The 23,216-nt window shown below is 44.3% G+C and carries 19 protein-coding genes and 1 pseudogene; 12 read left to right on the top strand and 8 right to left on the bottom strand.

The features are described 5' to 3' along the window. The first annotated feature begins 237 nt into the window (after window positions 1-237). The 5 genes from ACHUFI_RS01100 (at window position 238) to ACHUFI_RS01080 (ending at window position 6,248) form a co-directional block, all read left to right on the top strand. Entirely contained in the window at window positions 238-1,059 is an 822-nt protein-coding gene (locus ACHUFI_RS01100) for a phosphate ABC transporter substrate-binding protein (protein ID WP_394246285.1), read from the top strand. A gap of 116 nt (window positions 1,060-1,175) precedes the next feature. Then, entirely contained in the window at window positions 1,176-2,105 is a 930-nt protein-coding gene (pstC, locus tag ACHUFI_RS01095; protein ID WP_394246283.1) for a phosphate ABC transporter permease subunit PstC, read from the top strand. Between the two features lie 35 nt (window positions 2,106-2,140). Then, window positions 2,141-3,013, top strand: a complete 873-nt coding sequence (pstA, locus tag ACHUFI_RS01090; RefSeq protein ID WP_394246941.1) for a phosphate ABC transporter permease PstA — start codon at window positions 2,141-2,143, stop codon at window positions 3,011-3,013. Between the two features lie 85 nt (window positions 3,014-3,098). Continuing rightward, entirely contained in the window at window positions 3,099-3,848 is a 750-nt protein-coding gene (gene pstB, locus ACHUFI_RS01085; RefSeq protein WP_394246281.1) for a phosphate ABC transporter ATP-binding protein PstB, read from the top strand. A gap of 267 nt (window positions 3,849-4,115) precedes the next feature. Continuing rightward, the gene (locus ACHUFI_RS01080) at window positions 4,116-6,248 is read left to right on the top strand and encodes a sensor domain-containing diguanylate cyclase (protein ID WP_394246279.1); all 2,133 of its coding nucleotides are present in this window, start codon (window positions 4,116-4,118) and stop codon (window positions 6,246-6,248) included. A gap of 54 nt (window positions 6,249-6,302) precedes the next feature. Here ACHUFI_RS01080 and ACHUFI_RS01075 read toward each other — a convergent pair whose 3' ends face one another. The 6 genes from ACHUFI_RS01075 to ACHUFI_RS01050 are packed head-to-tail and all read right to left on the bottom strand — an operon-like array spanning window position 6,303 to window position 13,150. Further along, window positions 6,303-7,964: a BatD family protein gene (locus tag ACHUFI_RS01075; RefSeq protein WP_394246278.1), complete on the bottom strand. Its 1,662-nt coding sequence runs from the start codon at window positions 7,962-7,964 to the stop codon at window positions 6,303-6,305. Window positions 7,965-7,966: 2 nt separating this feature from the next. Next, complete coding sequence (locus ACHUFI_RS01070) at window positions 7,967-9,823, bottom strand: vWA domain-containing protein (protein ID WP_394246277.1); 1,857 nt, start codon at window positions 9,821-9,823, stop codon at window positions 7,967-7,969. Then, the gene (locus tag ACHUFI_RS01065) at window positions 9,816-10,754 is read right to left on the bottom strand and encodes a vWA domain-containing protein (protein WP_394246940.1); all 939 of its coding nucleotides are present in this window, start codon (window positions 10,752-10,754) and stop codon (window positions 9,816-9,818) included. Before ACHUFI_RS01065 ends, ACHUFI_RS01070 begins: the two co-directional genes overlap by 8 nt. Window positions 10,755-10,785: 31 nt before the next feature. Next, the gene (locus ACHUFI_RS01060) at window positions 10,786-11,262 is read right to left on the bottom strand and encodes a DUF4381 domain-containing protein (protein ID WP_394246276.1); all 477 of its coding nucleotides are present in this window, start codon (window positions 11,260-11,262) and stop codon (window positions 10,786-10,788) included. Continuing rightward, window positions 11,252-12,190 (bottom strand): DUF58 domain-containing protein, encoded by a 939-nt coding sequence (locus tag ACHUFI_RS01055; protein ID WP_394246274.1) that lies wholly within the window; start codon window positions 12,188-12,190, stop codon window positions 11,252-11,254. Before ACHUFI_RS01055 ends, ACHUFI_RS01060 begins: the two co-directional genes overlap by 11 nt. A gap of 3 nt (window positions 12,191-12,193) precedes the next feature. Next, entirely contained in the window at window positions 12,194-13,150 is a 957-nt protein-coding gene (locus tag ACHUFI_RS01050; protein ID WP_394246273.1) for an AAA family ATPase, read from the bottom strand. A gap of 326 nt (window positions 13,151-13,476) precedes the next feature. Between ACHUFI_RS01050 and ACHUFI_RS01045 the strand changes: the two genes are divergently transcribed. The 3 genes from ACHUFI_RS01045 (at window position 13,477) to ACHUFI_RS01035 (ending at window position 16,560) form a co-directional block, all read left to right on the top strand. Then, complete coding sequence (locus ACHUFI_RS01045; RefSeq protein WP_394246271.1) at window positions 13,477-15,393, top strand: methyl-accepting chemotaxis protein; 1,917 nt, start codon at window positions 13,477-13,479, stop codon at window positions 15,391-15,393. Window positions 15,394-15,449: 56 nt separating this feature from the next. Next, complete coding sequence (locus ACHUFI_RS01040; protein ID WP_394246270.1) at window positions 15,450-15,650, top strand: restriction endonuclease subunit S; 201 nt, start codon at window positions 15,450-15,452, stop codon at window positions 15,648-15,650. A 235-nt stretch (window positions 15,651-15,885) separates the two neighbouring features. Beyond that, on the top strand, window positions 15,886-16,560 hold the full coding sequence (locus tag ACHUFI_RS01035; RefSeq protein WP_394246269.1) for a LuxR C-terminal-related transcriptional regulator: 675 nt from the start codon (window positions 15,886-15,888) through the stop codon (window positions 16,558-16,560). A 98-nt stretch (window positions 16,561-16,658) separates the two neighbouring features. On the opposite strand, the pseudogene ACHUFI_RS01030 reads toward ACHUFI_RS01035, so the two are convergent. Next, window positions 16,659-17,036 (bottom strand): annotated as a pseudogene (locus tag ACHUFI_RS01030) (CsgG/HfaB family protein); the annotation flags it as partial. 154 nt (window positions 17,037-17,190) lie between these two features. Here ACHUFI_RS01030 and ACHUFI_RS01025 point away from each other — a divergent pair. After that, a complete protein-coding gene (locus tag ACHUFI_RS01025) occupies window positions 17,191-17,445 on the top strand; it encodes a hypothetical protein (RefSeq protein ID WP_394246268.1) in 255 nt (84 codons plus the stop codon). A gap of 117 nt (window positions 17,446-17,562) precedes the next feature. On the opposite strand, the gene malK is transcribed toward ACHUFI_RS01025, so the two are convergent. Further along, window positions 17,563-18,681 carry a maltose/maltodextrin ABC transporter ATP-binding protein MalK gene (gene malK / locus ACHUFI_RS01020; protein WP_394246267.1) on the bottom strand — a complete coding sequence of 373 codons (1,119 nt, stop codon included), beginning with the start codon at window positions 18,679-18,681 and terminating at the stop codon, window positions 17,563-17,565. A gap of 653 nt (window positions 18,682-19,334) precedes the next feature. Here malK and malE point away from each other — a divergent pair. The 3 genes from malE to malG all read left to right on the top strand — a co-directional run bounded on the left by malE (window position 19,335) and on the right by malG (window position 23,067). Then, window positions 19,335-20,516: a maltose/maltodextrin ABC transporter substrate-binding protein MalE gene (gene malE, locus ACHUFI_RS01015; RefSeq protein ID WP_394246266.1), complete on the top strand. Its 1,182-nt coding sequence runs from the start codon at window positions 19,335-19,337 to the stop codon at window positions 20,514-20,516. 76 nt (window positions 20,517-20,592) lie between these two features. After that, on the top strand, window positions 20,593-22,164 hold the full coding sequence (malF, locus tag ACHUFI_RS01010) for a maltose ABC transporter permease MalF (RefSeq protein WP_394246265.1): 1,572 nt from the start codon (window positions 20,593-20,595) through the stop codon (window positions 22,162-22,164). A 12-nt stretch (window positions 22,165-22,176) separates the two neighbouring features. Then, on the top strand, window positions 22,177-23,067 hold the full coding sequence (gene malG, locus ACHUFI_RS01005) for a maltose ABC transporter permease MalG (RefSeq protein ID WP_394246263.1): 891 nt from the start codon (window positions 22,177-22,179) through the stop codon (window positions 23,065-23,067). Window positions 23,068-23,216 lie beyond the last annotated feature (149 nt).

Genomic DNA, 23,216 nt, shown 5'->3' with positions numbered 1-23,216 from the left:
AATGAATTGATTAGATAAACTTGAGGGGGGAATGTGCATTATTTTGTAAGTTGTACGAGATCTTATTAAATGGGTGGTTTCGTAGGCAAGTTGATAACAATCTAGTCAGTAAATAACGATTATTTCATCTGTCACATAGGCTTCAATTAAGTGAAACACAACTGTCATATTCAAAATCTAAAGTAAGCCTCGTTCAAGTGAAACACAACGGCAATAAGGCCACTTAAGGAAATTGTGATGAAAAAGACAGTAATCGGTGCAATCGCTCTTTTAGGTGCACTAGCAGTGACTCCGGCGTCAGCTAAAGAAACTATTTCAGCAGTTGGTTCAAGCAGCGTGACTCCACTGATGGAAGTTTTCTCTGAAACATACATGAAAACAAACTCAAACGTATTTATTGAAGTGCAAGGCCCAGGCTCTTCAGCTGGTGTTAAAGCTGCGAAAAACGGCAGTGCTGATTTAGGTATGTCTTCTCGTAACCTTAAATCTTCTGAAAAAGAATCGGCGTTAGTAGAAGAAGTGGTTGCACGTGATGGTATTGCAGTAGTGGTTAACCCTAAGAATGGTCTTAAAGGTCTAACGGCTGAGCAAGTAACGGCTATCTACAAAGGTGAAGTAACAAACTGGAAAGATGTTGGCGGCGCAGACAAGCCAATCGTAGCAATCACTCGTGATACTGCATCTGGTACTCGTGGTGCTTTCGAAGACATCATGAAACTGAAGAAGAAAATCTCTGGTAAGAAAGTTTCTGCTATCTCTCAACGTGCTCAAGTTGCTAACGGTAACGGCGCTCTGAAAACAATGGTTGCGTCTAACCCGTACGCAATTGGTTACATTTCTCTAGGCACTGTTGATGGTTCAGTAAACGCACTAGACATCAACGGCACGCCAGCGTCTGTAGATAATGTGAAAAACGGTTCTTACCAAGTCGCTCGCCCATTCCTTGTTCTATACAAAGAAGGCAAGCCAACAGCTGAAACTCAAAAATTCCTAGACTGGATGCTGACTGACGAAGCTCAAGCTATCGTTGAGAAAAAAGGCTACATCTCAGTTAACTAATCTTGTAACACTCTAATTATTGCTCAGCCCACTTTTTCGGGCTGAGCCTTTTCTATCCCATTTTGAACAGTTGTGTGTTTTTTATTATTCGCAACTCGACATTTGAGACTTTAAATATGACCATCGCAACCAATAGTGAAAAGCTTCCTCAAAGCAACGCGACTCAAAGTAAGCGTGGCTTGCGTACGAAGAAACGCGTTGATTGGAAAGAACGTATCTTTCACGGCTTGTTTCTTACTAGTGCAGTAATCGGCATTGTTTCTCTCGCTGTTATTGCTTACTTCATTGTTAAAGAAAGTATCCCAGCGTTCCAAGAAGCCGGGGTTTCTGGCATCGTTCTTGGCCAAGATTGGCTTCCACCTGCCTTGTATGGCGTAGCGACCATGATTGTTGCTTCTGTCGTGTCGACATTGGGTGCCGTCGTAGTTGGTGTTCCAATTGGTGTATTAACGGCGATTTTTATTGCTGAAATCGCACCCAAGCGTCTTGCGAATATTATTCGTCCAGCTGTTGAGCTGCTCGCAGGTATTCCTTCAGTGGTTTATGGCTTCTTTGGTTTGGTCATCATCGTTCCGCTGATTCAAAACGTTTTCCAAGTGCCAGCGGGTAACACGATTCTTGCCGGTATCATCGTACTGGGTGTGATGATTCTACCCACTGTGATTACCGTTTCAGAGACGTCAATCCGTGCGGTACCAAGAACTTACAAAGAAGGTTCATTGGCACTTGGTGCATCTAAAATCTTTACGATTTTCAAATTGTTAGTACCAGCAGCGCGCTCAGGAATTATGACTGGTGTCATTCTAGGTATTGGCCGTGCACTTGGTGAAACCATGGCGATTATTATGGTTATGGGTAATGCGCCAGCAATGCCGGAAGGCATTTTAGACTCGGCTCGTACTTTAACGGCCAACATTGCTATCGAAATGTCTTACGCAAGTGGTGTTCACGCCAATGCGCTGTACGCAACAGGTGTGGTGCTGCTGATTTTCATCATGTCTCTAAACGCAATTCTGCTTTATTTAAACCGTGAGAAGGCGAGGTAATGGCAATGTCTACTATCAATAAAGCGGGCGCACAAATGGCTAAGCTCGACACGGTGAAACTGAAGAAAGCTCGTCACCGCCAAGATACTATTTTAAGCGCATTTATCTGGGCGGCGGCCGCTCTAACGGTTGGCTTCTTATTCTGGATTATGTGGTACATCCTTTCGAATGGTCTGCAGCACGTCGATTGGAAATTTATTACCGACGACTACACGCGTACAGGAGATGAGCACGGTATCTTCCCGATGATTATCTCTACCATTTATATGGTGATTGCGTCGATTGCAGTGGCTGCGCCGCTAGGGATCATGACGGCGATTTATTTGACCGAATATGCCAAAGTTGGCAGTCGGTTAGTGAAAGTTATCCGTTTCTGTACTGAATCGCTTGCGGGTATTCCATCGATCATTTTTGGTCTGTTTGGTATGACATTCTTCGTTGCAATTTTGGGCTTAGGCTTCTCGATTCTGTCGGGTGCGTTAACGCTAAGTATCCTAATTTTGCCAGTCATCATTCGTACGACAGAAGAAGCATTAATGGCGGTGTCCCAAACTTATCGTGAAGGTTCTTACGGACTTGGAGCATCAAAAATCTACACTATCTGGCGCTTAATTTTGCCAAGTGCAATGCCAGGTATCTTAACGTCGGTCATTCTTAGTATTGGTCGTGTAATCGGTGAATCTGCCCCTGTGTTTTTAACCGCAGGTATGGTTGCTCGAATTCCGGATTCTTTATTGGATTCAGGTCGAACGCTAACGGTTCACTTATATAAGCTGACAACGGAGCTATTCACTATAGAAGAGTGGAACCAAGCTTACGGAACAGCAACAGTACTGATTGTGCTTGTACTGGCTATCAACACTATCACTAAGCTGATAGCAAGCCGCTTTAATACTGCTACTTACTAGCTTTGCATTCACATTTATTGGCTATAGCAGCTATTGATGTCAGCAAAAAGCACTACGAATATTGACGAATTAAGAGATTAAAGAAATGAACAAATTTAACATCAAAGACTTAGACCTTTTCTACGGTGAAAACCAAGCGCTGAAATCGATCAATCTACCGGTTCCAGAGCGTCAAGTGACGGCCCTTATCGGTCCATCAGGTTGTGGTAAATCTACGCTACTTCGCTGTTTGAACCGCATGAATGATCTGATCGAAGGTGTGAAGATCACTGGCCTATTAGAGATGGACGGTGACGACATCTACGGCAATATCGATGTAGCGGATTTGCGTATTAAAGTCGGCATGGTTTTCCAAAAGCCAAACCCGTTTCCAATGAGCATTTACGAGAACGTTGCTTATGGTCTACGTGCTCAAGGTATTAAAGACAAAAAGCACATTGATGAAGTGGTAGAGCGCTCTTTACGTGGTGCTGCTCTGTGGGATGAAGTGAAAGACCGTTTGAAATCACATGCTTTTGGATTATCTGGTGGTCAGCAGCAGCGTTTGTGTATTGCTCGTACTATTGCGATGGAACCAGATGTTATTTTAATGGATGAGCCTACTTCGGCACTCGATCCAATTGCGACTCATAAAATTGAAGAGTTGATGGAAGAGTTGAAGAAAGACTATACGATCGTAATTGTGACTCACTCGATGCAACAAGCACGTCGTATTTCAGATAGAACGGCCTTCTTCCTGATGGGAGAGTTAGTTGAACACAATGAAACTAGCGTTATTTTTAGCGAGCCTAAAGATGATCGAACCAAAGGTTACGTAAACGGCGATTTCGGCTAACAGGCGAATAATTATTGATATAAAACACTATAACTATAAGCGATGGTACTTTTGCCCCACATAATGTGGGGCTTTTTTCTTCCTGTTAATGGGATGCCGTATCGAAAAGAAATGGAAAAGAAATCCCATTTTTGTTGCCCTTCTCTAGCTTGTGGCAACCAAATGATAGGAAATGCGACGCGATTAACAACTGGTTTTTCACTAGATTGATTGCATATTAATGCTTGGGTATTTTTTAACAATGATAATTACCCTTGGATGAAAGCCGTGCCTGTCAAAGCGTTTACCAAACAAGTATCAGCGACTCGAGATCATCGACTGCTGTCGGAGTTTATATTCGGTTATTTGTTCGAAGTGCTTAATCCAAAGGGTATCGCGATCTATTCTGATCCTGCCATTTCAGGGCACCACGTCCCGCTCTATTCTCTCGGTGAATTGACTCCGCTAGAAAATTATCCTGCCACCTTCTGGCCATGGGCATCGCAGTTTGATACTGCGGACGGTGTGATCCCCTTAGCCATCAATACATGCCAGTGGGATCACAGTGAGGACTTGGGGGGCGAATCGTTTATTTTGATGCTTGATAACGCTCCTGCATCACGTACATATTTGATTGTGGAAGGGTGTGAGGAAGAAAAAGCCAACAGCGCCTTTGAAACCAATTTAGATGTGCTTCAGTTAGCAGCAGCGCGTTGGCAATGTATTCGTGCAGAAAAGAACGCAGCGATTGAAATCAAGCATCGAGATACACGTGAAGCGCAGTATCTCGATGAAATAAAACTTAGGCAGAAGTTTGTAGAAAACATGCAATTAGTGCATCAACTGGCGTTGGAGATGTCCAATCCAGACAGCTTAGATGCACTGTATAAAGAATCGGTTGAAGCGGTCAGAGATAGGTTAGGGTTTGACCGAACGGTTTTCATGTTGCTTGATATGAAAAAACGTTGCTTTAGCGGTACATACGGAACGGATGAAAAGGGCAACACCGTTGCTGAGCATCATACTCAGTATGATTTGCACCAACTTGAAGAAGAATACATCGAGGCCTTATCAGATTCTAAAACCAATTTAGTGATTGTCGAAGAGGCACCTCTTTATACCTCAGGGCAAGTTGTCGGTCAGGGTTGGAATGGGATGCTAATTCTTCGCGAAGGTGATAAGCCAATCGGTTGGATTGCGATGGACAACTATATTAACCGTCAGCCCGTGACGCATTATCAACGTCAAATGCTTGAGTCATTCGGCTCACTGCTTTCTCAGATCTACATCCGAAAACGCCAAGAAGAAAATATACGAATGCTTCACTCTAGTATGGTGGAGTTGTCACGCTGTGATAGCGTCAGCGAGGTATGTAAATCCGCGGTTAGCTTTGCAATTCAGCATTTAGGCATAGACAGGTTTGCGGTTTTCCTAACCGACGCGGAATGTACTCACATGCAGGGGACATGGGGAACAGATATTCAAGGAAACATTGTGGATGAGTCGTACTATCGCTCAGAAACGGTCGACCGTTCCATTGTGAGTTCTGCACGATCTCAGCCAAACCAAGTCGCGTTTGAAGAGTCGGTCCCGATTTATCATGACTACCATATTGTAGGTTTTGGTTGGACGGCAATGACCATGTTAACCAGCAATAGTAATGTCCCGATGGCATTTATTGCAGCTGATAACTTGTTGACTCGCAGTCCATTAACTTCTCAGCTAAGGGAAGTTATTCGAATTTTTGCATCAAGTTTGGCGGAAGTACTGCAGAGAACGAAAGCGCAGGAAGAGCTGAAGATTTTTAACGAACGGTTAGAACAAGAAGTTAGAAATCGAACGCAGCAACTTGAAATTGCAAACCACCAACTGGATCTTATTTCTAAACTGGATCCTCTTACTCGTTTAGGCAACCGACGCATGCTCGCGCAGGTGATGGAAGAGCTCTGTGAAATTCAACGAGATCAGGACACTGTGTTTGGGTTGATTCTCATCGATTTAGACCACTTTGGATTGTTTAATAATGCTTATGGTCACACGCAAGGGGATACCGCATTAAAAAAAGTGGCGACGATACTTAGCTCTCATCTACATAACGATGTAGAAACGGTCTGTCGGATCGGCGGTGAAGAGTTCGTGCTCTTAATGGTTGATACCAATGATGAAGAAGTGAGAGAGCGAGCGGAGTGTGTGCGTCAGTCGATTGAAGATGCACAAATTCCTCACTGCGATACAAGTACAGGCTCGTTTCTGACCGCATCGGTTGGCTACACGACCCTTCAGACTCACTATGGAAACTTGAATTTTGAAACCTTGTATAACTTAGCGGATGAAGCGTTATATCGAGCTAAAGACTCAGGCCGGAATCAAATCGTCTTTGCCCCTGAGCGCCAAACTAAATTGAGTGAATCGTGTTCATAACAGCGCTGAATTGATAAATAAAAAATGCCGACACAAACGTGTCGGCATTTTTATTTAAAGTGGAGCAAGAGGTGAGTCTTGCGTTTTAATGTCGGACTGCTTCATTTTTACCAGCTTGCGTAGAGCGACCGGATTCCAACTTTCCACCGTATCCTTCGCACCTTTAGCGTAAAGCGAGCGATTTAACTGAGCGACCTCTTCGGTAGCTTGCGCTTTCAGCTCGGTGTTCCCTGCTGAGGAAAGCGCTAGCCAGTTTGTGTAGCAGGCTTGCACTTTCATGCCATCTTTAGCGTTAATCGCTGCGATGAGCGCTTGAGTGGCATCTAATTGCTCTGCTGAAATCGGCTCTTCATTTTTTGAGGGTGCTAATTTGGTTTTTCTCCAAAACCACCAAGCTAAGATAGAACTTGCAGCCCATAGCAATGCAAAGACAGTTGTCAAAAGAGGCCAGTGACCCGCATCTTGTATTGTCACGACTTCTGCGGAAGGAGCTGGCTGGTTGATTGCGGGTAACGGAGCCGCAGCCTGTTCGCCTTCTTCGACGGTCAAAGTTAGCCCCGAAACTTGGCTAGATTGCTGTCTTTTTTCTGTTGTATTCCACCATGACTGCTTTACCTCTGGCAGAGAAATCGTTCCCGCTTGTTTTGGGATGATGACTTGTTTGAATATGACAATGGGTTGTCCAGTTTCAGTTTGGGTAAACTGCGGCTTTTCTTCGTACACTCGAACACTATTTGGATAGTCTATCGCGAGGTTAGGTAACTGTTGTTCTGTTAGCCCTTCCGCATGCATCGTAATGGTTCGAGTGATCGAGTCTCCGACTTTCGCTTCATAGTCCGTTGTCAGATGATCAAGTTTACTGCCATCTCCGGTTGTCCACGTTTGCCCTAAAACAAACTTAGGCGTTGGAAGCCAAGTGCCTTGGTATGATGCAGGGATAGGCAGCACTTCAATATCGAAAGTTTTGACCTTTGTATCTAGCTGAATGAGTTTAGTGGCATTTGAGTAGCGATCACCATAAATGACAGCCCCTGTTAGTTTTGGCCCATTAAGTTGAAAGCTTCCTGGTGAAGTGGCAGTGATTCTAAATGACTGTTCAACAACCGTCACTTCAACCCCTTCATACACCGCTTGGTATTGCTTGGATTCCCCGATAGGAGTGACATCCACACCGTCTGCATTTGGAGGGGTAATCTTCGGGTTTTGTAAGCGCCTTGGATCCGCTTTGATGATGAGTTTTACATCGAGCTGCGAGCTTTGACTCGGGTAGAGCTGTTGTTGATCGAGCTTGAGGTTGAACTCGGCCATATCACTTTGCTTCGGAGCGCTTTTATCAACCGATACTTTTATATTAATGGGGTGAGTTTTAGCACTGTCGATAGTGAAGCTTGGAATCGTCAGTGTCCCTAGGCTGAGTGGCGCAATAGATACCGTCCATTCACTGCGAACACTGCGTTTTCCGTTAACAATATTCATCGACGTCCCAAAGCTAGGGCGGCCTAAATAAAAGTTGTTTTCCAGTACGCTTAGGTCGAGTTCATCAGAACTGACCTTTTGATCAATCGTGACTCTAAGTTGAAATACTTCGTCTTTCGTGACTTGGTTTTTGCTGACGCTGGCTGTTGCTGTTGCCGCTGAAACCTGAGGGCTAAAGAGCCCAAAACTCAAGGCTAACGCCGTAATGACGGATAAAAATGTGCGGTGATTGATATTCATAATTACCACTTTTTACTTTGATTAGTTGGGGCACTTTTTTGTTGTGCTTGTAAGATCATTTGTGCTCTTAGCAATCGGCTTGGATCCCTTGCGCTTTCGACTTGCTCTAACTTACGCATGTCTGGATCAACACTTTGCCCAGAGTCCTGTGAAGGGTCGACATTCGCTTGGTTAGGCTGAGCGCTTTTTGGTTCATTCCCGTTTTGATTGGCGGGGTTCGCGGGCATTTGGTCAACGTTTGATGACTCTTTGTTCTCAGAGTTGGTGTCTTCTTTATCGTTGGCTTGTGTATCGTCTTTATTGCCGCGTTGTTCACCATTCTCTGGGGCAGACTCTGAATTCGAAGATTGCTCTTGATTGTTTTGTTTAGCCTCACTTTGGGAGTTCTGAGATGAGCTTGAACCTTGGGCTTCATCTGAATCATTTTGTGACTGAGAACCCTGATTTTTATCTTGTTGGCTCTCTTTACTTTGGGAATCATCTTGCTGTTGCTGTTGCTGTTGCTGTTGCTGTTGCTGTTGCTGTTGCTGTTGCTGTTGGACGATTTCCAAATTTCGCTTGGCGTACTCGTGATTAGGGTTGGCAGAAAGAATCTCTTCATACCCTTGAATCGCTTTGTCCAAGTTACCGTTTTGGGCGTAGGCGTTAGCTAAGTTATAACGAGCACTTTCATTCGTTAAGCCTGACAAAGATTCGATAGCTGCTTGGTAATCCCCATTCTCGTATTGAGCGACGCCTTTCCATTCTTTTGAATCAAATAACTCAGAGGCATTTTGATAGTCTTGCGCTTGATAAGCTTGGAAACCGAGTTGGTCATTCGTTTTCCATGGGTTAGCGTGAACCGGCTTTGCCACGCTTAATGGCAGTAAAGTGACCAACGTAATCCATAACACCCCTTTTCTGAAAAACTGTAAAAATGGGATCAGCAATAATGGGATTAACCAGTATCCATTATTCACGCGACTGTTTAGCTCTGGCCCGTGTGTTTGAGAGATTTGGCTAGTCCCCGCATTGGCTGTCAGGCTTACGATTCGTTCGATATCGGAGTTGTTATGCTGAAATGGAGCGAAACGACCACCACTCTCTTGAGAGAGTGACTTCATGTTACCCAAATTGGTTTTGGCAACGACGGTGGTGCCATTATCACTTTTCAATAGTTGTCCATCTTGTAGCTGGATTGGTGCGCCGGATTGAGTCCCGACCGCAAGCATTGACACTCGCCATTTCCCATTTTTAATGAGGCTTTCAATATTGTCTTTTTCGGCATCATCAAGGTCGTCGCTGATCAGGACAATATCTCCTTGATAGATACCTGCGCCTTCCATGAGTTCAATGGCTAACTTGACGCCCGCTGCCGCATCGCCACCTTGATAAGGCATGATGTCTGGAGACAGGTTGGGTATCTGATTCGCGATGGTTTTCCAGTCTGAAGTGAGAGGAGTAATCGTATATGCGTCGCCCGCGTAGGCGACTAATCCTGTTAAGCCTTCCTCCCAATTAGGAAGCAAATCTAAAGCTTTGTAACGCGCTTGAGTGAGTCGATTAGGCTGAATGTCGGTCGCGTACATCGACATAGACATGTCCATCACGAGCACTCTTGCTTGATTACTCTCAAAGCTAGGGCGATCGGCTTGTTGAAAGCTAGGGCCTGCTAAAGAAATGGAAGCAATGCACCACCATGCCGCAACCCATTTCCGTGAATGTGCCTTGGTGACGGTTTGCATGCCAGGTAAGTGGCGTTCGATGTGCTTTGCAATCAGAGTTTGCGACTTATTTTGGTTGAAGCGCAGCACCCATAACAATGGGATGAGTAATATTGCGAGAAGCCATAATGGGTAAAGGAAAGTGAAGTTAGACATGCTCTCTCCTTAAAATAAGCAGTATCGCCGTGAGTATTAGAGCGATGGTCAGAGGAATGAAAAACCACTCTTGCTGAGGTCGCCATGTTTTGGTGGTATTACTGACGGGTTCTAGTTGATTGATGGTGTCGTAAATGGTCGCGAGTTCTTTACTATCTCTCGCTCTGAAGTACTGCCCTCCGGTACGTTCAGCAATGTCCATTAAAGTGCGTTCGTCGAGATCTTCTGCGGTGTTGACTTTGCGCGTCATGAAAAACTCTTTGACCATCATTTCTCCCGCACCGACGCCAACGGTGTAAATAGTCGCATTGTATTTCTTAGCTATGTCAGCGGCTTCAAGTGGATCGAGAACACCTGCGGTATTACTGCCATCACTGAGCAAAACCATCACACGCTGAGGCGCATCGCTGTCGACAAAGGTTTTTGTTGCTAATCCAATACCATCACCAATAGCGGTGCTGTTACCGATCAATCGAAGGACGGTTTGATTGAGTTGTTGAGCCACGGCGGATCTATCGAGGGTTAAAGGGGTTTGCAGGTAAGCATGATCGGCGAATAACACTAACCCAACGCGATCGCCTTTTCTTCTTTCAATAAAGTCAGAAAGGACTCGTTTGACGGCAGTCAGTCGGTCGACGTATTCCCCTTGATATTGCATGTCCTCTTTACTCATTGAGTAAGAAAGATCGACGACTAGCATGAGGTCACGATGCTTAGGTTGGAACTCGACAGGGTCGCCAAACCATACCGGCCTTGCTGAAGCGATAATTAAAGAGACCCAAATAAGCACGGCGAGTATTTTCTGCCATCGCATATTTGGCCCTTTTGCGCTCGAGCTTTCGGGTAAGTAAGGCAATTTTACCGCCGTTGGGCTTGGTACTTTTGGGGCAAAGTAGTACACGAGAAGAGGCAAAGGCAGCAGAAAAAGCATCCACCACCATGCCAGCTCAAGGTTGGTTAAATTACTCACGTCCACCTCGTTTTGGAGGCAAAGCTTCTGTGATCCAACGTTCGCAGTCTTTGACTAAGTCTTCAGCTTGCGTGTGTTCCTGTTCGCTGTATAAGGCTTGCTGCCACGTTTGTTGGTTATGAGCAAAAATCGGTTTCGTCACTTGAGAGTCTAAAAACTCATACCATTCAGAGCCGGTAAGCTGGGCTACTCGTTCTCTTGGGTAATAACTTAATGCGGCTTGACGCAGTACTTCGAGCGCGCCGGACGGTGTGAGAGACTGTGTCGGTAACGTGAACAGTTTCAACGCGGCTTTTTTAGAAGCCATTTTCTTTTTTCTGTGGCGCAGGTAGAACGCAATAATGAGCATCATTGCCAAGACTAAACCTAACAAGCTCCACCAACCCCATTGAATTGGCCACCAACTCGGGGCGTCGGGTAATAGGCTAGGGCTTAGGTCTAATACAGGGGATTGAGTATTATCTGTCATTTTTATTCTCAGTTATCTGTTCAAGCAAAGGTCGAGCTGAGGAAATCGATGTAAATGGAATCGCCTGTGAAAGACACATCGCTTTCAAATCTTCCTGTTTACTTAAAAAGGCTTCAGCGAGCTTATTTTTGTCACTCTTAGATGAAAAATTGAGCCATTGAGTTTTTTTACCGTCGGTGACGGGTTTACTGCCTTTAAATTGAGTTTGCCCGAGCTCAAGCGGATCAAAGAACTGAACGAGCCTCACTCGGTTATGCCGGCAAATTTGATTGAATAGTGAGTAATCACTTTGATCAAATCGCACGAAATCGCTCATGAAAATAATCTCGCTGCCTTTAGGACAAAGTCTATTCAAAGTGTGCAAACCTGGTGTAAACGAAGACGCTTCTAATCCGTTTTGCGTAAGTTTGTCTAATGCGGCGTTGTTCAGTTCGATGAGGCGTTGCATGAGGTTAAGGGGCGCCTGATTCATGGCGCTTGGCTTTAACTCAATCAACTGGTGGCCAGTATCAATCACCGCGCCGATACGATCTTTTTGCGCTGTGGTCATCCAACTAATGACGCTGGCCAAGTGAGCCATTTGTACGGATTTGAGCATTAAGGTTGACCCAAATAACATGCTGCTGCTGAGATCAAGGTACAAGATAACGGGCTGCTCCCTTTCTTCAGAAAACAGCTTGGTGTGCGCTTTGCCTGTTCTTGCGGTCACACGCCAATCGATACTGCGAATGTCATCCCCTGCCTGATACTGGCGAACTTCAGAAAAGTCCATCCCACGCCCTTTCTTAGCGCTCTCATGCTGACCATTTAGCTGAGACCATAGGCTTTTCGCCGGTGGCAGCCAACGCACGGATTGGGATTTGTATTGCAGTAACTCATCCAGATTCAGTGTGACACCGTTACTGTGAGTGGGTAGTGCGATAGCCATCGGTTATGCGCTACCAACGAGAGATAGAAGGTGCGAAATGACCTGATTCGGAGTTATCCCTTCCGCTTGAGCATGATAGCTACGCAATAGGCGGTGACGTAATACTGGGTAAGCCATGGTTTGTACGTCTTCTGGGGTGACATAGTCTCGACCCGATAACCAAGCGTGAGCGCGAGAGCAACGGTCTAGTGCGATGGTGGCTCGAGGGCTTACTCCCATCTCTAGCCACTGTGCGAGTTGGTCGCTGTATTGTTCTGGTGAGCGGGTCGCCATGACCAAGCGGATGATGTATTGCTCGATACTGTCGGCCATGTGAACTTCGAGTGCTTCTTTACGCGCTGCAAAGACATCTTGTTGACGAATGACGTGAGGAGTCACAGCTGAGTGACCTTGAGCCTCTCCACGGTTCAGTCTCAGGATCTCTAATTCACTTTGCATGTCTGGGTAATCTACCTCTAAATGAAGTAGAAAACGATCGAGCTGCGCCTCTGGAAGTGGGTAAGTCCCTTCTTGTTCGATAGGGTTTTGTGTAGCCATAACAAGGAATAGCTCAGGAAGCGCATACGTTTTACGTCCGGCTGTCACTTGCTTTTCCGCCATCGCTTCAAGCATGGCCGCTTGAACTTTAGCTGGCGCTCGATTTATTTCATCGGCCAAGATCAGCGAGTTGAAGATTGGACCTGATTGAAACGTAAACTCGCCTGTTTCTGGACGAAAAATATCGGTTCCGGTTAAATCTGCGGGAAGTAGATCTGGTGTGAATTGGATTCGATGGAAATCCCCTTCAATGCAATCGGCAAGTGATTTTACCGCGCGCGTTTTTGCAAGGCCTGGTGGGCCTTCAACCAAAATGTGCCCGTCCGCGAGCAGGGCGATCATCAACTGTTTAACCAGTTCTTTCTGACCAATGATTTGAGACTCTAAATATTGCTGTAGCGTGTTGAAAGCGTCGGATTGCATGTAAATGGCTCTCTTAGTTTTTTGTTCTTTGGTCGGGAAATCACAAAAAAGTTCCCTTTGAATTCTGAAACTTACGAAACTAGAACAGTTTATGGGGGCAAGGTCTGCTCATATAAACAGTTCAAGATTGAAAAATTAGGTTTTAGTCATGCAAGTACATGGAAAAATAATGACTTATCAACTTAACTAGGAAGGTGTTTATTCTATTCCATTTAAATGATTTAATTATCAATTATTTGAAATGTGAATGAATCATTTAAAGTAAATCTTTCTATTGCCGATAACGTACTGTTACAAATTATTACGCCAACTTTAAGGGCATACTGATGTTCAAACTAAACTCTATGAGTATCAAACAAAAGGTTGTTGCAGGTATTACCTTTGCGGTACTTGCATCGACGGTCATTGTGGGAATGATGGCGCAGCGTCAAGCTAGAGACGTGTTAAGCCATAGGCTGATTGATATAGAACTGCCAATGATGCTTGGCCAAATCAACGCTGAAATTGATCGCGAAGTGTCACAGCTATTGTTGGCCGCTGAACAAATTGCGAATAATGAATTCATTATTGATGCGATAACTACAACGGACCGAGACCCGAGTGTAGAAGCGAAGCTCGTCAAACAGCTGAATAACGTGCGTAGCCAATTCAATTTGAACGATGCTTCTGTGGCTAACCGTAATTCTGCTTACTACTGGAACCAAAATGGATTCTTACGTGAACTCAATCGTCAGCAAGATGGCTGGTTTTTTGGGTTCACTCAATCGAATCAACCAACTATGGTTAGTATGTTCCAAGAGTCGAATGGCGACGTGAAAATGTTCGCGAACTACCAACAGGTATCTGGTACATCGATGTCTGGTTTGTCTAAATCGATGGACGACATGGTGAAGTTGTTGAATGGCTTCAAAATCGAGAAAACCGGTTTTGTGTTCTTAACCAATAGTAATGGTGACGTACAGATCCATCGTCAGCGTGATAAATCTCAATCTTCTCTCACGCAGCTATATGGTGTTCAGGCGAATCAGTTATTGAATAAGTCAGGTTTTAATCTGATTACGACTCACTATGAAGGTGAAGAAGTCTTTGTATCTAGTGCATATGTGGCATCAATGGACTGGTTTGTCATTGGTGTTGTGCCAGCCGGAGAGATATTCGCTGAGCTGGATGCAACAGCTAAGAAAATGCTGTTTACCACATTGGGCGTAGCCATTGCCTTTATCGCAATGGGCGTGTTGCTGGCAAACAGTATTACCAAGCCGATTAAGTTAATTTCTCAACGTTTCCAAGACTTAGGTCAGGGCGATGGCGACTTGTCTCAGCGTATCGAAGTGAAAGGTAACGATGAAATTGCCCAATTGTCAGATGGCTTTAATGGCTTTATCGAAAAAATACATCAGTCGATGAAAGAAGTGTCTTCTACAAGCCAAGCGCTTCAAGTGGCTGCGGAAAGTGTTTCTAGTAAAGCGCACATTACTCATGACAACAGCCAAGAGCAGCGTGACCAAACCTTGCAAGTAGTTGCGGCAATTAACCAAATGGGTATGACCATTAGTGAAATCGCTTCTAACGCAGCAACAGCGGCAGAAACGGCGACACACGCATCAGACAATACTGATGTGGGGCGTAAGGTCGTGAATCAAGCGAAAGATGCGATTAGCCGCTTGGCACAAGATATCGAAAATACCGGACAAGTCGTCGAGCAGCTGGCGTCAACGACTCAAGACATTGGTTCGATTCTTGGTGTGATCCGTGATATTTCTGAACAGACGAACCTGTTGGCATTGAACGCGGCGATTGAAGCGGCGCGTGCGGGAGAACAAGGCCGTGGTTTTGCAGTGGTTGCGGATGAAGTTCGTAACTTAGCAAGCCGTACAGCAGATTCTACGGAAGAAATTCAGAAGATGATTAACCAACTTCAAAGTGATGCTAAAGATGCGGTAACCGCGATGAATGCGGGTAAAGCGATAACTTTGGAAGGGGTATCGGCATCTGATGAAGCCGTAGATGTACTTGGAGGTATTTCGGACCGTATTTTGGATATTACTGACCGTAATACTCAAGTTGCGACAGCAACGGAAGAGCAATCGACAGTGGTACATACGATCAACCAAAATATTGAAGAAATTAACTCTATCAACGAAGTCACCACAGGCACTGCGGAGCAACTAGCGGAAGCAAGCCAAGAGCTTCGTGATTTGTCTGGTCGTTTGGACAAAATGGTGGGTACATTTAAGCTCTAGCTTCCATTTGCCGAAATCGGTAAAATCGAATCAGTTTTTATGTTTAGGTAAGTATTATGAGCGATTTTGAAAAAGAGCTTGAGCAAATGACTCAAGATATGGGTAACGAACCAGAAGTTGAGTTCCCATCAATTGATGAGCAAAAAGCGGTCGTTGCTGAATTGAAAAAGTTAGAAGCGGAAGGCAAGTTGACACCAGAAGTGTTAGAAAAACACTTTGGTCAGTTCAACAAAAAGAGCCAAACTCCAATTCACTAAAGTAGTGAAAATTGCTTATAAAAAGGCGCCTAGTGCGCCTTTTTTGTATGTGAAAACTAAGTCGCTAAAACCACACCAATGTCTTAACTTTAAGAACATCCCTTAAGTAAATGATATGAAAAGGAAATAATAATCACTATCAATAAATCATTTTAGTTTGCGATTCAGGTCTATTGACGAGGTTTTCTTATTGACTAAATTATCTACTGTTAACGTCAAGCATTAAGGTTTCAGTATGAATAATAACGATAAAGCACTACCTATAACGTTCGTTGCGCAAAATACCCTCCAGTCGACTTTGCTCAAAGAGTCGATCGAAAAAGACTTAGCCGTTTCAATTCGTCAGTTATCATTTCAACAACTCGTAAAAAAATTCCGATTCGAAGGCGGCTCAATGTCGTCACTCATTGTTATCGATTTTTCCAATATGAAAGAAGAGGATTTTGCTGCGTATTTTTTACTTAGAGATCAGTATTTTTCAGAAGTTGAAGAAGTGTTGATCAATTGCCCGCCAAACTCTGATTATGCGAGCTTCTTGAAGTGGAAAAATTTAGTTGGTGTGTTTTATAGTGATGATTCACTAAGTATGCTAGTGCAAGGCATGAAGCAAGTTTTGGCTGGTGAAATCTGGTTCAGTCGACAGCTTGCTCAAGAATACATTCGCTTTTATCGCAATCGAACGCCAGCCAGCAGTAGTGAGAAGTTTTCGCTATTGACTAAGCGTGAACAGCAAATCATTAAACTACTTGGTGATGGGGCGTCGAATAACCAAATTGCGACTCAGTTGTTTGTAAGCGAGAATACGGTGAAAACGCATCTGCATAACGTCTTTAAGAAGATTAATGTGCGTAATCGATTACAAGCGTTGCTATGGGCAAAAGAGAATATTGGTAACGAAGAGTTCGTTTAATCAAAGGCTGCATTGGCGATTTAAAATGAATTCAATTTGAAAGCCAGAACCTGATAGGGTTCTGGCTTTTATATATAGGTGAGCGGTAAAGCGAAGCGCTATAGAATTTCATTTCTTGCTAGCATGTACTTTTGAATAATAGGGTTATTTGGGGCAAAATCTTGAGCTGGCTGCCACAGGTTTTTATGGACCCCTTGTACGATGAGATGAATTACCGCAGCATCAATCGCAGACATCACTGCCAAATTAACGGGTTCGTTATTGGTGTAGCCCATCTCCACTTCAAGTAGCTCTTTGTAATCAATAAACCGAAAAGCGCCAAGCCCAATTTCATGAGAGAAAATGGTTTTGCTGGTGGTAATGCTCAGTAGGACTTGCCCACTTCTGACATCTATGGCCCTGAGGTTGATGGTGACTTGATCGGTGCGATATTGTCCAGAACCTCCAATACCTAAGTACTTAGCGCCAAGGCCTCCCATTCAAACCGGTGAAGGTTCTGGTTCGGTGATGAACCTATCGAATAGTTCACTGAGCAATACATTCAGTACAGTGCAAGGCGATATGAGCCAATCACTTGTCATGGCAAACAATAGCTCAAATAACACGGCCTTCATTAATCAACAGTAATTCATGTTTCTCTATCAAGCGGTGCTATTTAGCGCCGCTTTTCATCTTATGAACCCTCATACCTTTGACTTTTATCGAGTAGGAGTGAAATGTGCTGAAACGCAAACAGAAGTGGTGTTGAGCATTGAATATCAAGACGTCCCACTTATCTCCATTTTGACGACCAGACAAAATACACTCAACATTAGTTGGCAGTGGCGTATCGCAACTTACATTAATATCGAAGGATTTTCCTGTCGAAATGACCATCCACAATAGCCAAGAAACGTTACGCTTTTTGATAAGCCATCAATGCAAAAAAATCCCCCTTACCGAAGCAAGAGGGATTCATCAAAAGGAGGGGTAAACTTACTGCTAAGAGCTAAGAGCTAAGAGCTAAGAGCGCTTTACACCGTTCTCTTGGTGTAATCGGCGACATGCGCGGCCGTCACTATGGAATAGATGGCAGCGATGAGCAGGAATACCGATAGACCATTTGTCACCGGCTTCTACATCTAGGGTATCTGGCTGGCGATAGATAACGTCTGCGTCGGCACTTTCTAGGTTTAGATAAACTTGAGTTTCATTACCGAGTTTTTCCACAATCATCACTTCGCCTTCGATGGTTGCATCACCATTTTCAGCCGATAGTAAATGCTCAGGACGTACGCCAAGTGACATACGATCACCTTTGTTTACCGTAGTGCCATCAACCGGGATCCAGAACGTTACGCCATTAGACAGTTGCACCATCACGCGGTCAGACTCAACATTTTCAATGTGGACACTCATGAAGTTCATTTTTGGTGAGCCAATGAAACCCGCCACAAAACGGTTTTGTGGGTAGTGGTAAAGTTCAAGAGGTTTACCGACTTGAGAAACGTAACCGCCATCTAGTACGACAATTTTGTCGGCCATGGTCATTGCTTCGACCTGGTCATGAGTTACATAAATCATGGTGCAACCAAGTTGGCGTTGCAGCTTAGTGATTTGAGAACGCATTTGAACACGCAGTGCTGCATCTAGGTTGGATAGAGGTTCATCCAGTAGGAAGACATTTGGTTGAGAAACCAATGTACGACCAATCGCAACACGTTGACGCTGACCACCAGACAATGCTTTTGGTTGGCGCTCAAGAAGGTGACCAAGCTGAAGGATTTCTGCAGCATGTTCAACACGCTTATCGATTTCTGCTTTATCTGCTTTCGCGAGTTTCAAGCCAAATGACATGTTGTCATACAGGTTTAAGTGAGGGTACAGCGCGTAAGACTGGAATACCATGCCAACACCACGCTTGGATGGCTCAACATCGTTCATGCGCTCTTCACCAATGTATAAGTCGCCAGATGTGATGTCTTCTAGACCTGCGATACAACGCAAAAGAGTGGATTTACCACAACCTGATGGCCCAACGAATACAACAAATTCACCTTCGTTAATTTCTAAGCTGACATCCTTAGAAATTTTCACATCGCCATACGATTTACAAACATTCTTTAACGTGACACTCGCCATTTAGCTCGTCCTCGATCAAATTTTTATTATCTACTGCTCATCATTATATGAATTATTGGGTGAGCAGTAACAGTAGGAATTGGTAAGTTTCAGAGTTTGAGACAATAAGAAAATAAGGGTGAAGCTCAACAGAAGCTGTAAAGCTTCACCCATCATAGCCAAGTTCTCGCCTATTTCCCCCACACAAACCAAAGCTTCCCCCGTGAATACCATCACTAGCTTTAGTTTGTGATTTTAGACGAGTTCGGGCAATGAAAAACCAGTTCCTTGCTTACGCATGACCAGTTAAGGGTTCTTACCATCCACTCTTGGATGAATACAGTTTCGAAGATTTGCTCTGCTTTCGCATCCTCCCAAAATCAAAATAGTTGGGGGGAGTAGAAGGGGATGAGCGAATAAAGGGGCTGAGAACCAAATAGCGATCCACTTCAAAGAAAATTACCGATTTATGGTGACTAGGATCACGCTAACTATTCATTTTGTGATTTTAGTCTCTAACCCGACCCGATGGTGATCACGAATTTAAGCCATAATAGCAGGGGCGTAGTAACTAGGATGATGAGCTTGAGGGCGTTTTCTCAGATTATAGTGTTGAAAATTGGCTCATCCTTAGCGATATAGCCCTACACGATAAATATAAAAAGGATATGAACATGAAAAACGCTTTAAGCGCTGTAGCACTAGGTACTCTAGTTGCACTGGGTTCTTTTGGTGCGAATGCTGCTATCGAAGAAGGACAACTAACGATTTGGATCAACGGTGACAAAGGTTACAACGGTCTAGCGGAAGTTGGTAAACAATTCGAAGAAGACACAGGTATTAAAGTGACAGTTGCTCACCCTGACGCGCTTCAAGATAAGTTCCCGCAAACAGCTGCAACAGGCGATGGTCCTGATATCGTGTTCTGGGCACACGACCGTTTTGGTGGCTACGCTGAATCTGGTCTTCTTGCTGAAATCAAACCTTCTAAAGAAATTAAAGAAGGCATCGTGGATTTCGCTTGGGATGCTGTGAAATTTGAAGGTAAGTACATCGGTTACCCGGTTGCGGTTGAGTCTCTTTCTCTTATCTACAACAAAGACCTAGTGCCTAACCCACCAAAAAGCTGGGAAGAAGTGGAAGAGCTTAACGCTAAGCTTAAGAAAGACGGCAAGTCTGCAATCATGTGGAACCTAAAAGAACCGTACTTCACATGGCCTCTAATGGCGGCTGATGGTGGTTACGCATTTAAGTACTCTTCACAAGGTTATGATGTGAAGGACGCTGGTATCGCGAATGGCGGCGTAAAAGACGCAATGACGTTTGTGAAAGACCTAGTAGACAAAGGCGTTATCTCTGCAGATATGGACTACTCAGTATCTGAGTCTGAGTTCAACAAAGGTAACACTGCAATGACAATCAACGGTCCTTGGTCTTGGGGCAACATTGAAAAGTCTGGCATCAACTACGGCGTAACAACACTGCCTAAGTTTAACGGCCAATCTTCTAAGCCATTCGTAGGCGTTCTAACGGCGGGTATCAGCACGGCTTCTCCAAACAAAGATCTAGCAGTAGAGTTCATCGAAAACTACCTACTGACTAACGATGGTCTACGTAAAGTGAACAACGATAAGCCACTAGGCGCGGTTGCACTTAACTCATTCCAACGTGAGCTAGACAGCGATGCACGTATTGCAGCAACTATGGACAACGCAATGAATGGCGAAATCATGCCAAACATCCCACAAATGGGTGCGTTCTGGGGGGCTGCTAAAAATGCAATCATCAACGTCGTTGACGGTCGTCAAACTGTAGATGCAGCCCTTGCAGATGCAGAAAAACAAATGACTAAGTAATCGCTTCAACAACTTTTAAGGAGAGGGCAACCTCTCCTTACTTTTCTATTTTTATATATCGTTAGCAGGTTCCTCTATGCAGTCAGTTCAAGGTACAGATGCTATCTCAGCACCAGCAAATCTACCCTCAAGCAAAAGTGTCTTCATCAAATGGGGATTATTAGGCTCGGTAGGTCTGGTCAACGGCTACGCAACTATTCTTATGTATTCTCGCGGTGAGCTCGCATTCGCATTGCTTACTGTGATTTTAACCGCTCTGGCACTCTTTATTTTTGGCAGTAAGAAAACTTACGCCCATCGCTATATTTACCCTGGTATTGCCGGAATGATCTTATTCATTCTTTTCCCATTGGCTTACACCGTCGGGTTAGCATTCACAAACTATAGTGCGAAAAACCAACTTTCTTTGGAAAGAACTCAATCTGTATTAATGGATAGAACTTACCAAAGTGGCGATAGCTACCCATTTACTCTGTATAAGACAGAGGATGGTCACCGTATCGCTGTTCAGAAAGGGGATAAGTTACTCGCCACCGATACTTTTTCACTGCAGAGCCTAGGTTCATCTGATATGGATCTCGCTGAAGTGGATAGCGTGGATGGAACAAAAGAAAAAATCAAAGCGATCATCAAAAATCGTGCAGCACTAAGTAGCGTGGATTTCCATTTACCTAATGGTGACGATATCCGCATGAGCGGCTTACGTAAGTTTGCGGCTGTTGTTCCGTTATACGAGCTGCAGGCAGATGGTGAAACTTTGATTAACAATGAAACAAAAGAAACGTTGAAGCCAAACATGGAAGTGGGTTTCTACCAACCAGTTGACAGTAATGGTCAATTTATTGGTAACATGGTTTCTCCAGGTTTTATTGTTGATGTCGGTACACATAACTTTGAGCGTGTATGGAAAGATGAAGGGATCAAAGAGCCTTTCATTAGCATCTTCATTTGGACAGTTGTGTTCTCTGTTGTGACAGTTGCGCTAACGCTGGTTATTGGCTTGGTACTCGCAAGCGTCGTTCAATGGGAAGAGCTAAAAGGGCGCGCAATCTACCGTGTGCTACTGATTCTGCCTTATGCTGTACCAGCATTTATCTCTATCTTGATCTTTAAGGGTTTATTCAACCAAAGTTTTGGTGAAATCAATGTAGTGCTTGAAGGTTTATTTGGTATTAGCCCGAACTGGTTCTCTGATCCGATTCTAGCCAAAACCATGGTGCTTATTGTCAACACATGGCTAGGTTTCCCGTACATGATGATCCTTTGTATGGGTCTGTTAAAAGCGATTCCAGAAGATTTGTACGAAGCGTCGGCAATTGATGGCTCTAACTTTATCGATAACTTTAGACACATCACATTCCCATTGATGATTAAGCCATTAACACCACTTCTGATTGCGGCGTTTGCCTTTAACTTCAATAACTTTGTAATGATTCAGTTATTGACCCAAGGTGGACCGAACATGATTGGCACTTCTGAGCCTGCTGGTTACACCGACTTATTGGTGAGCTACACGTACCGAATCGCGTTTGAAGGCGGTGGCGGTCAAGACTTTGGTCTAGCAAGTGCTATCGCAACACTTATCTTCCTATTGGTTGGTGCTCTAGCGTTACTCAACCTACGTTTCACTAAACTGTCTCAAGATTAAGGAGCAACAACTATGGCTATGGTACAAGGTAAAAACCTTAAATACCGAGTATGGGCAACGCATATTGCATTGTGGTGCTTCTTAGCGATGATTATTTTCCCACTACTGATGATCATTGCGATTTCTTTCCGTGAGGGTAACTTCGCAACGGGTAGCTTGATCCCAGATAATCCATCATTGGAGCACTGGAAGCTAGCATTAGGGATCTCTGTGACCAACGCTGATGGCAGCGTCACGCCTCCACCGTTCCCTGTGTTAACTTGGTTATGGAACTCAGTAAAAGTGGCGGGCATCACCTCGATTCTTATCGTTGCGCTTTCTACAACATCTGCTTACGCTTTTGCTCGTATGCGCTTTAAAGGAAAAGAGACCATCCTAAAAGGCATGATGATTTTCCAAATGTTCCCTGCTGTTCTAGCGTTAGTCGCGATTTATGCGCTGTTTGATAAGCTGGGTCAATATATTCCATTCTTAGGTTTGAACACGCATGGAGGCCTGATCTTCTCTTACCTAGGAGGCATTGCATTACACGTATGGACAATCAAAGGTTACTTCGAAACCATTGATAATTCACTAGAAGAAGCGGCTGCTTTGGATGGTGCGACTCCGTGGCAAGCGTTCAAATTAGTGTTATTACCACTGTCGGTTCCTATCTTGGCTGTGGTGTTTATTCTGTCGTTCATCGGTGTGGTAGGTGAAGTTCCTGTGGCATCATTACTACTTTCTGATGTAAACTCTTATACATTAGCTGTAGGTATGCAACAGTATTTATACCCGCAAAATTACTTGTGGGGTGACTTTGCTGCAGCGGCTGTTCTTTCAGCGTTACCGATTACAATTGTATTCTTACTTGCACAGCGTTGGTTAGTTGGTGGTTTGACTGCTGGTGGTGTGAAAGGATAAGGTATAGCAGAATAAAAAAGATAAGAGCGGCCTTAGGTCGCTCTACTAATGGCATTTTATTACATCATTTGGTTTGGCCGCCGATCAGTAATAAAACCCAGACACTACGTTACGTATAGCTGGCTATTAGCTGGGATCCTTACCCCATG

The sequence above is a fragment of the Vibrio profundi genome (assembly GCF_043642225.1).
Classification (GTDB): domain Bacteria; phylum Pseudomonadota; class Gammaproteobacteria; order Enterobacterales; family Vibrionaceae; genus Vibrio; species Vibrio profundi_A.
Note: the sequence above shows the minus strand (reverse complement) of the source record. Positions and strands in the feature narration are given on the sequence as shown.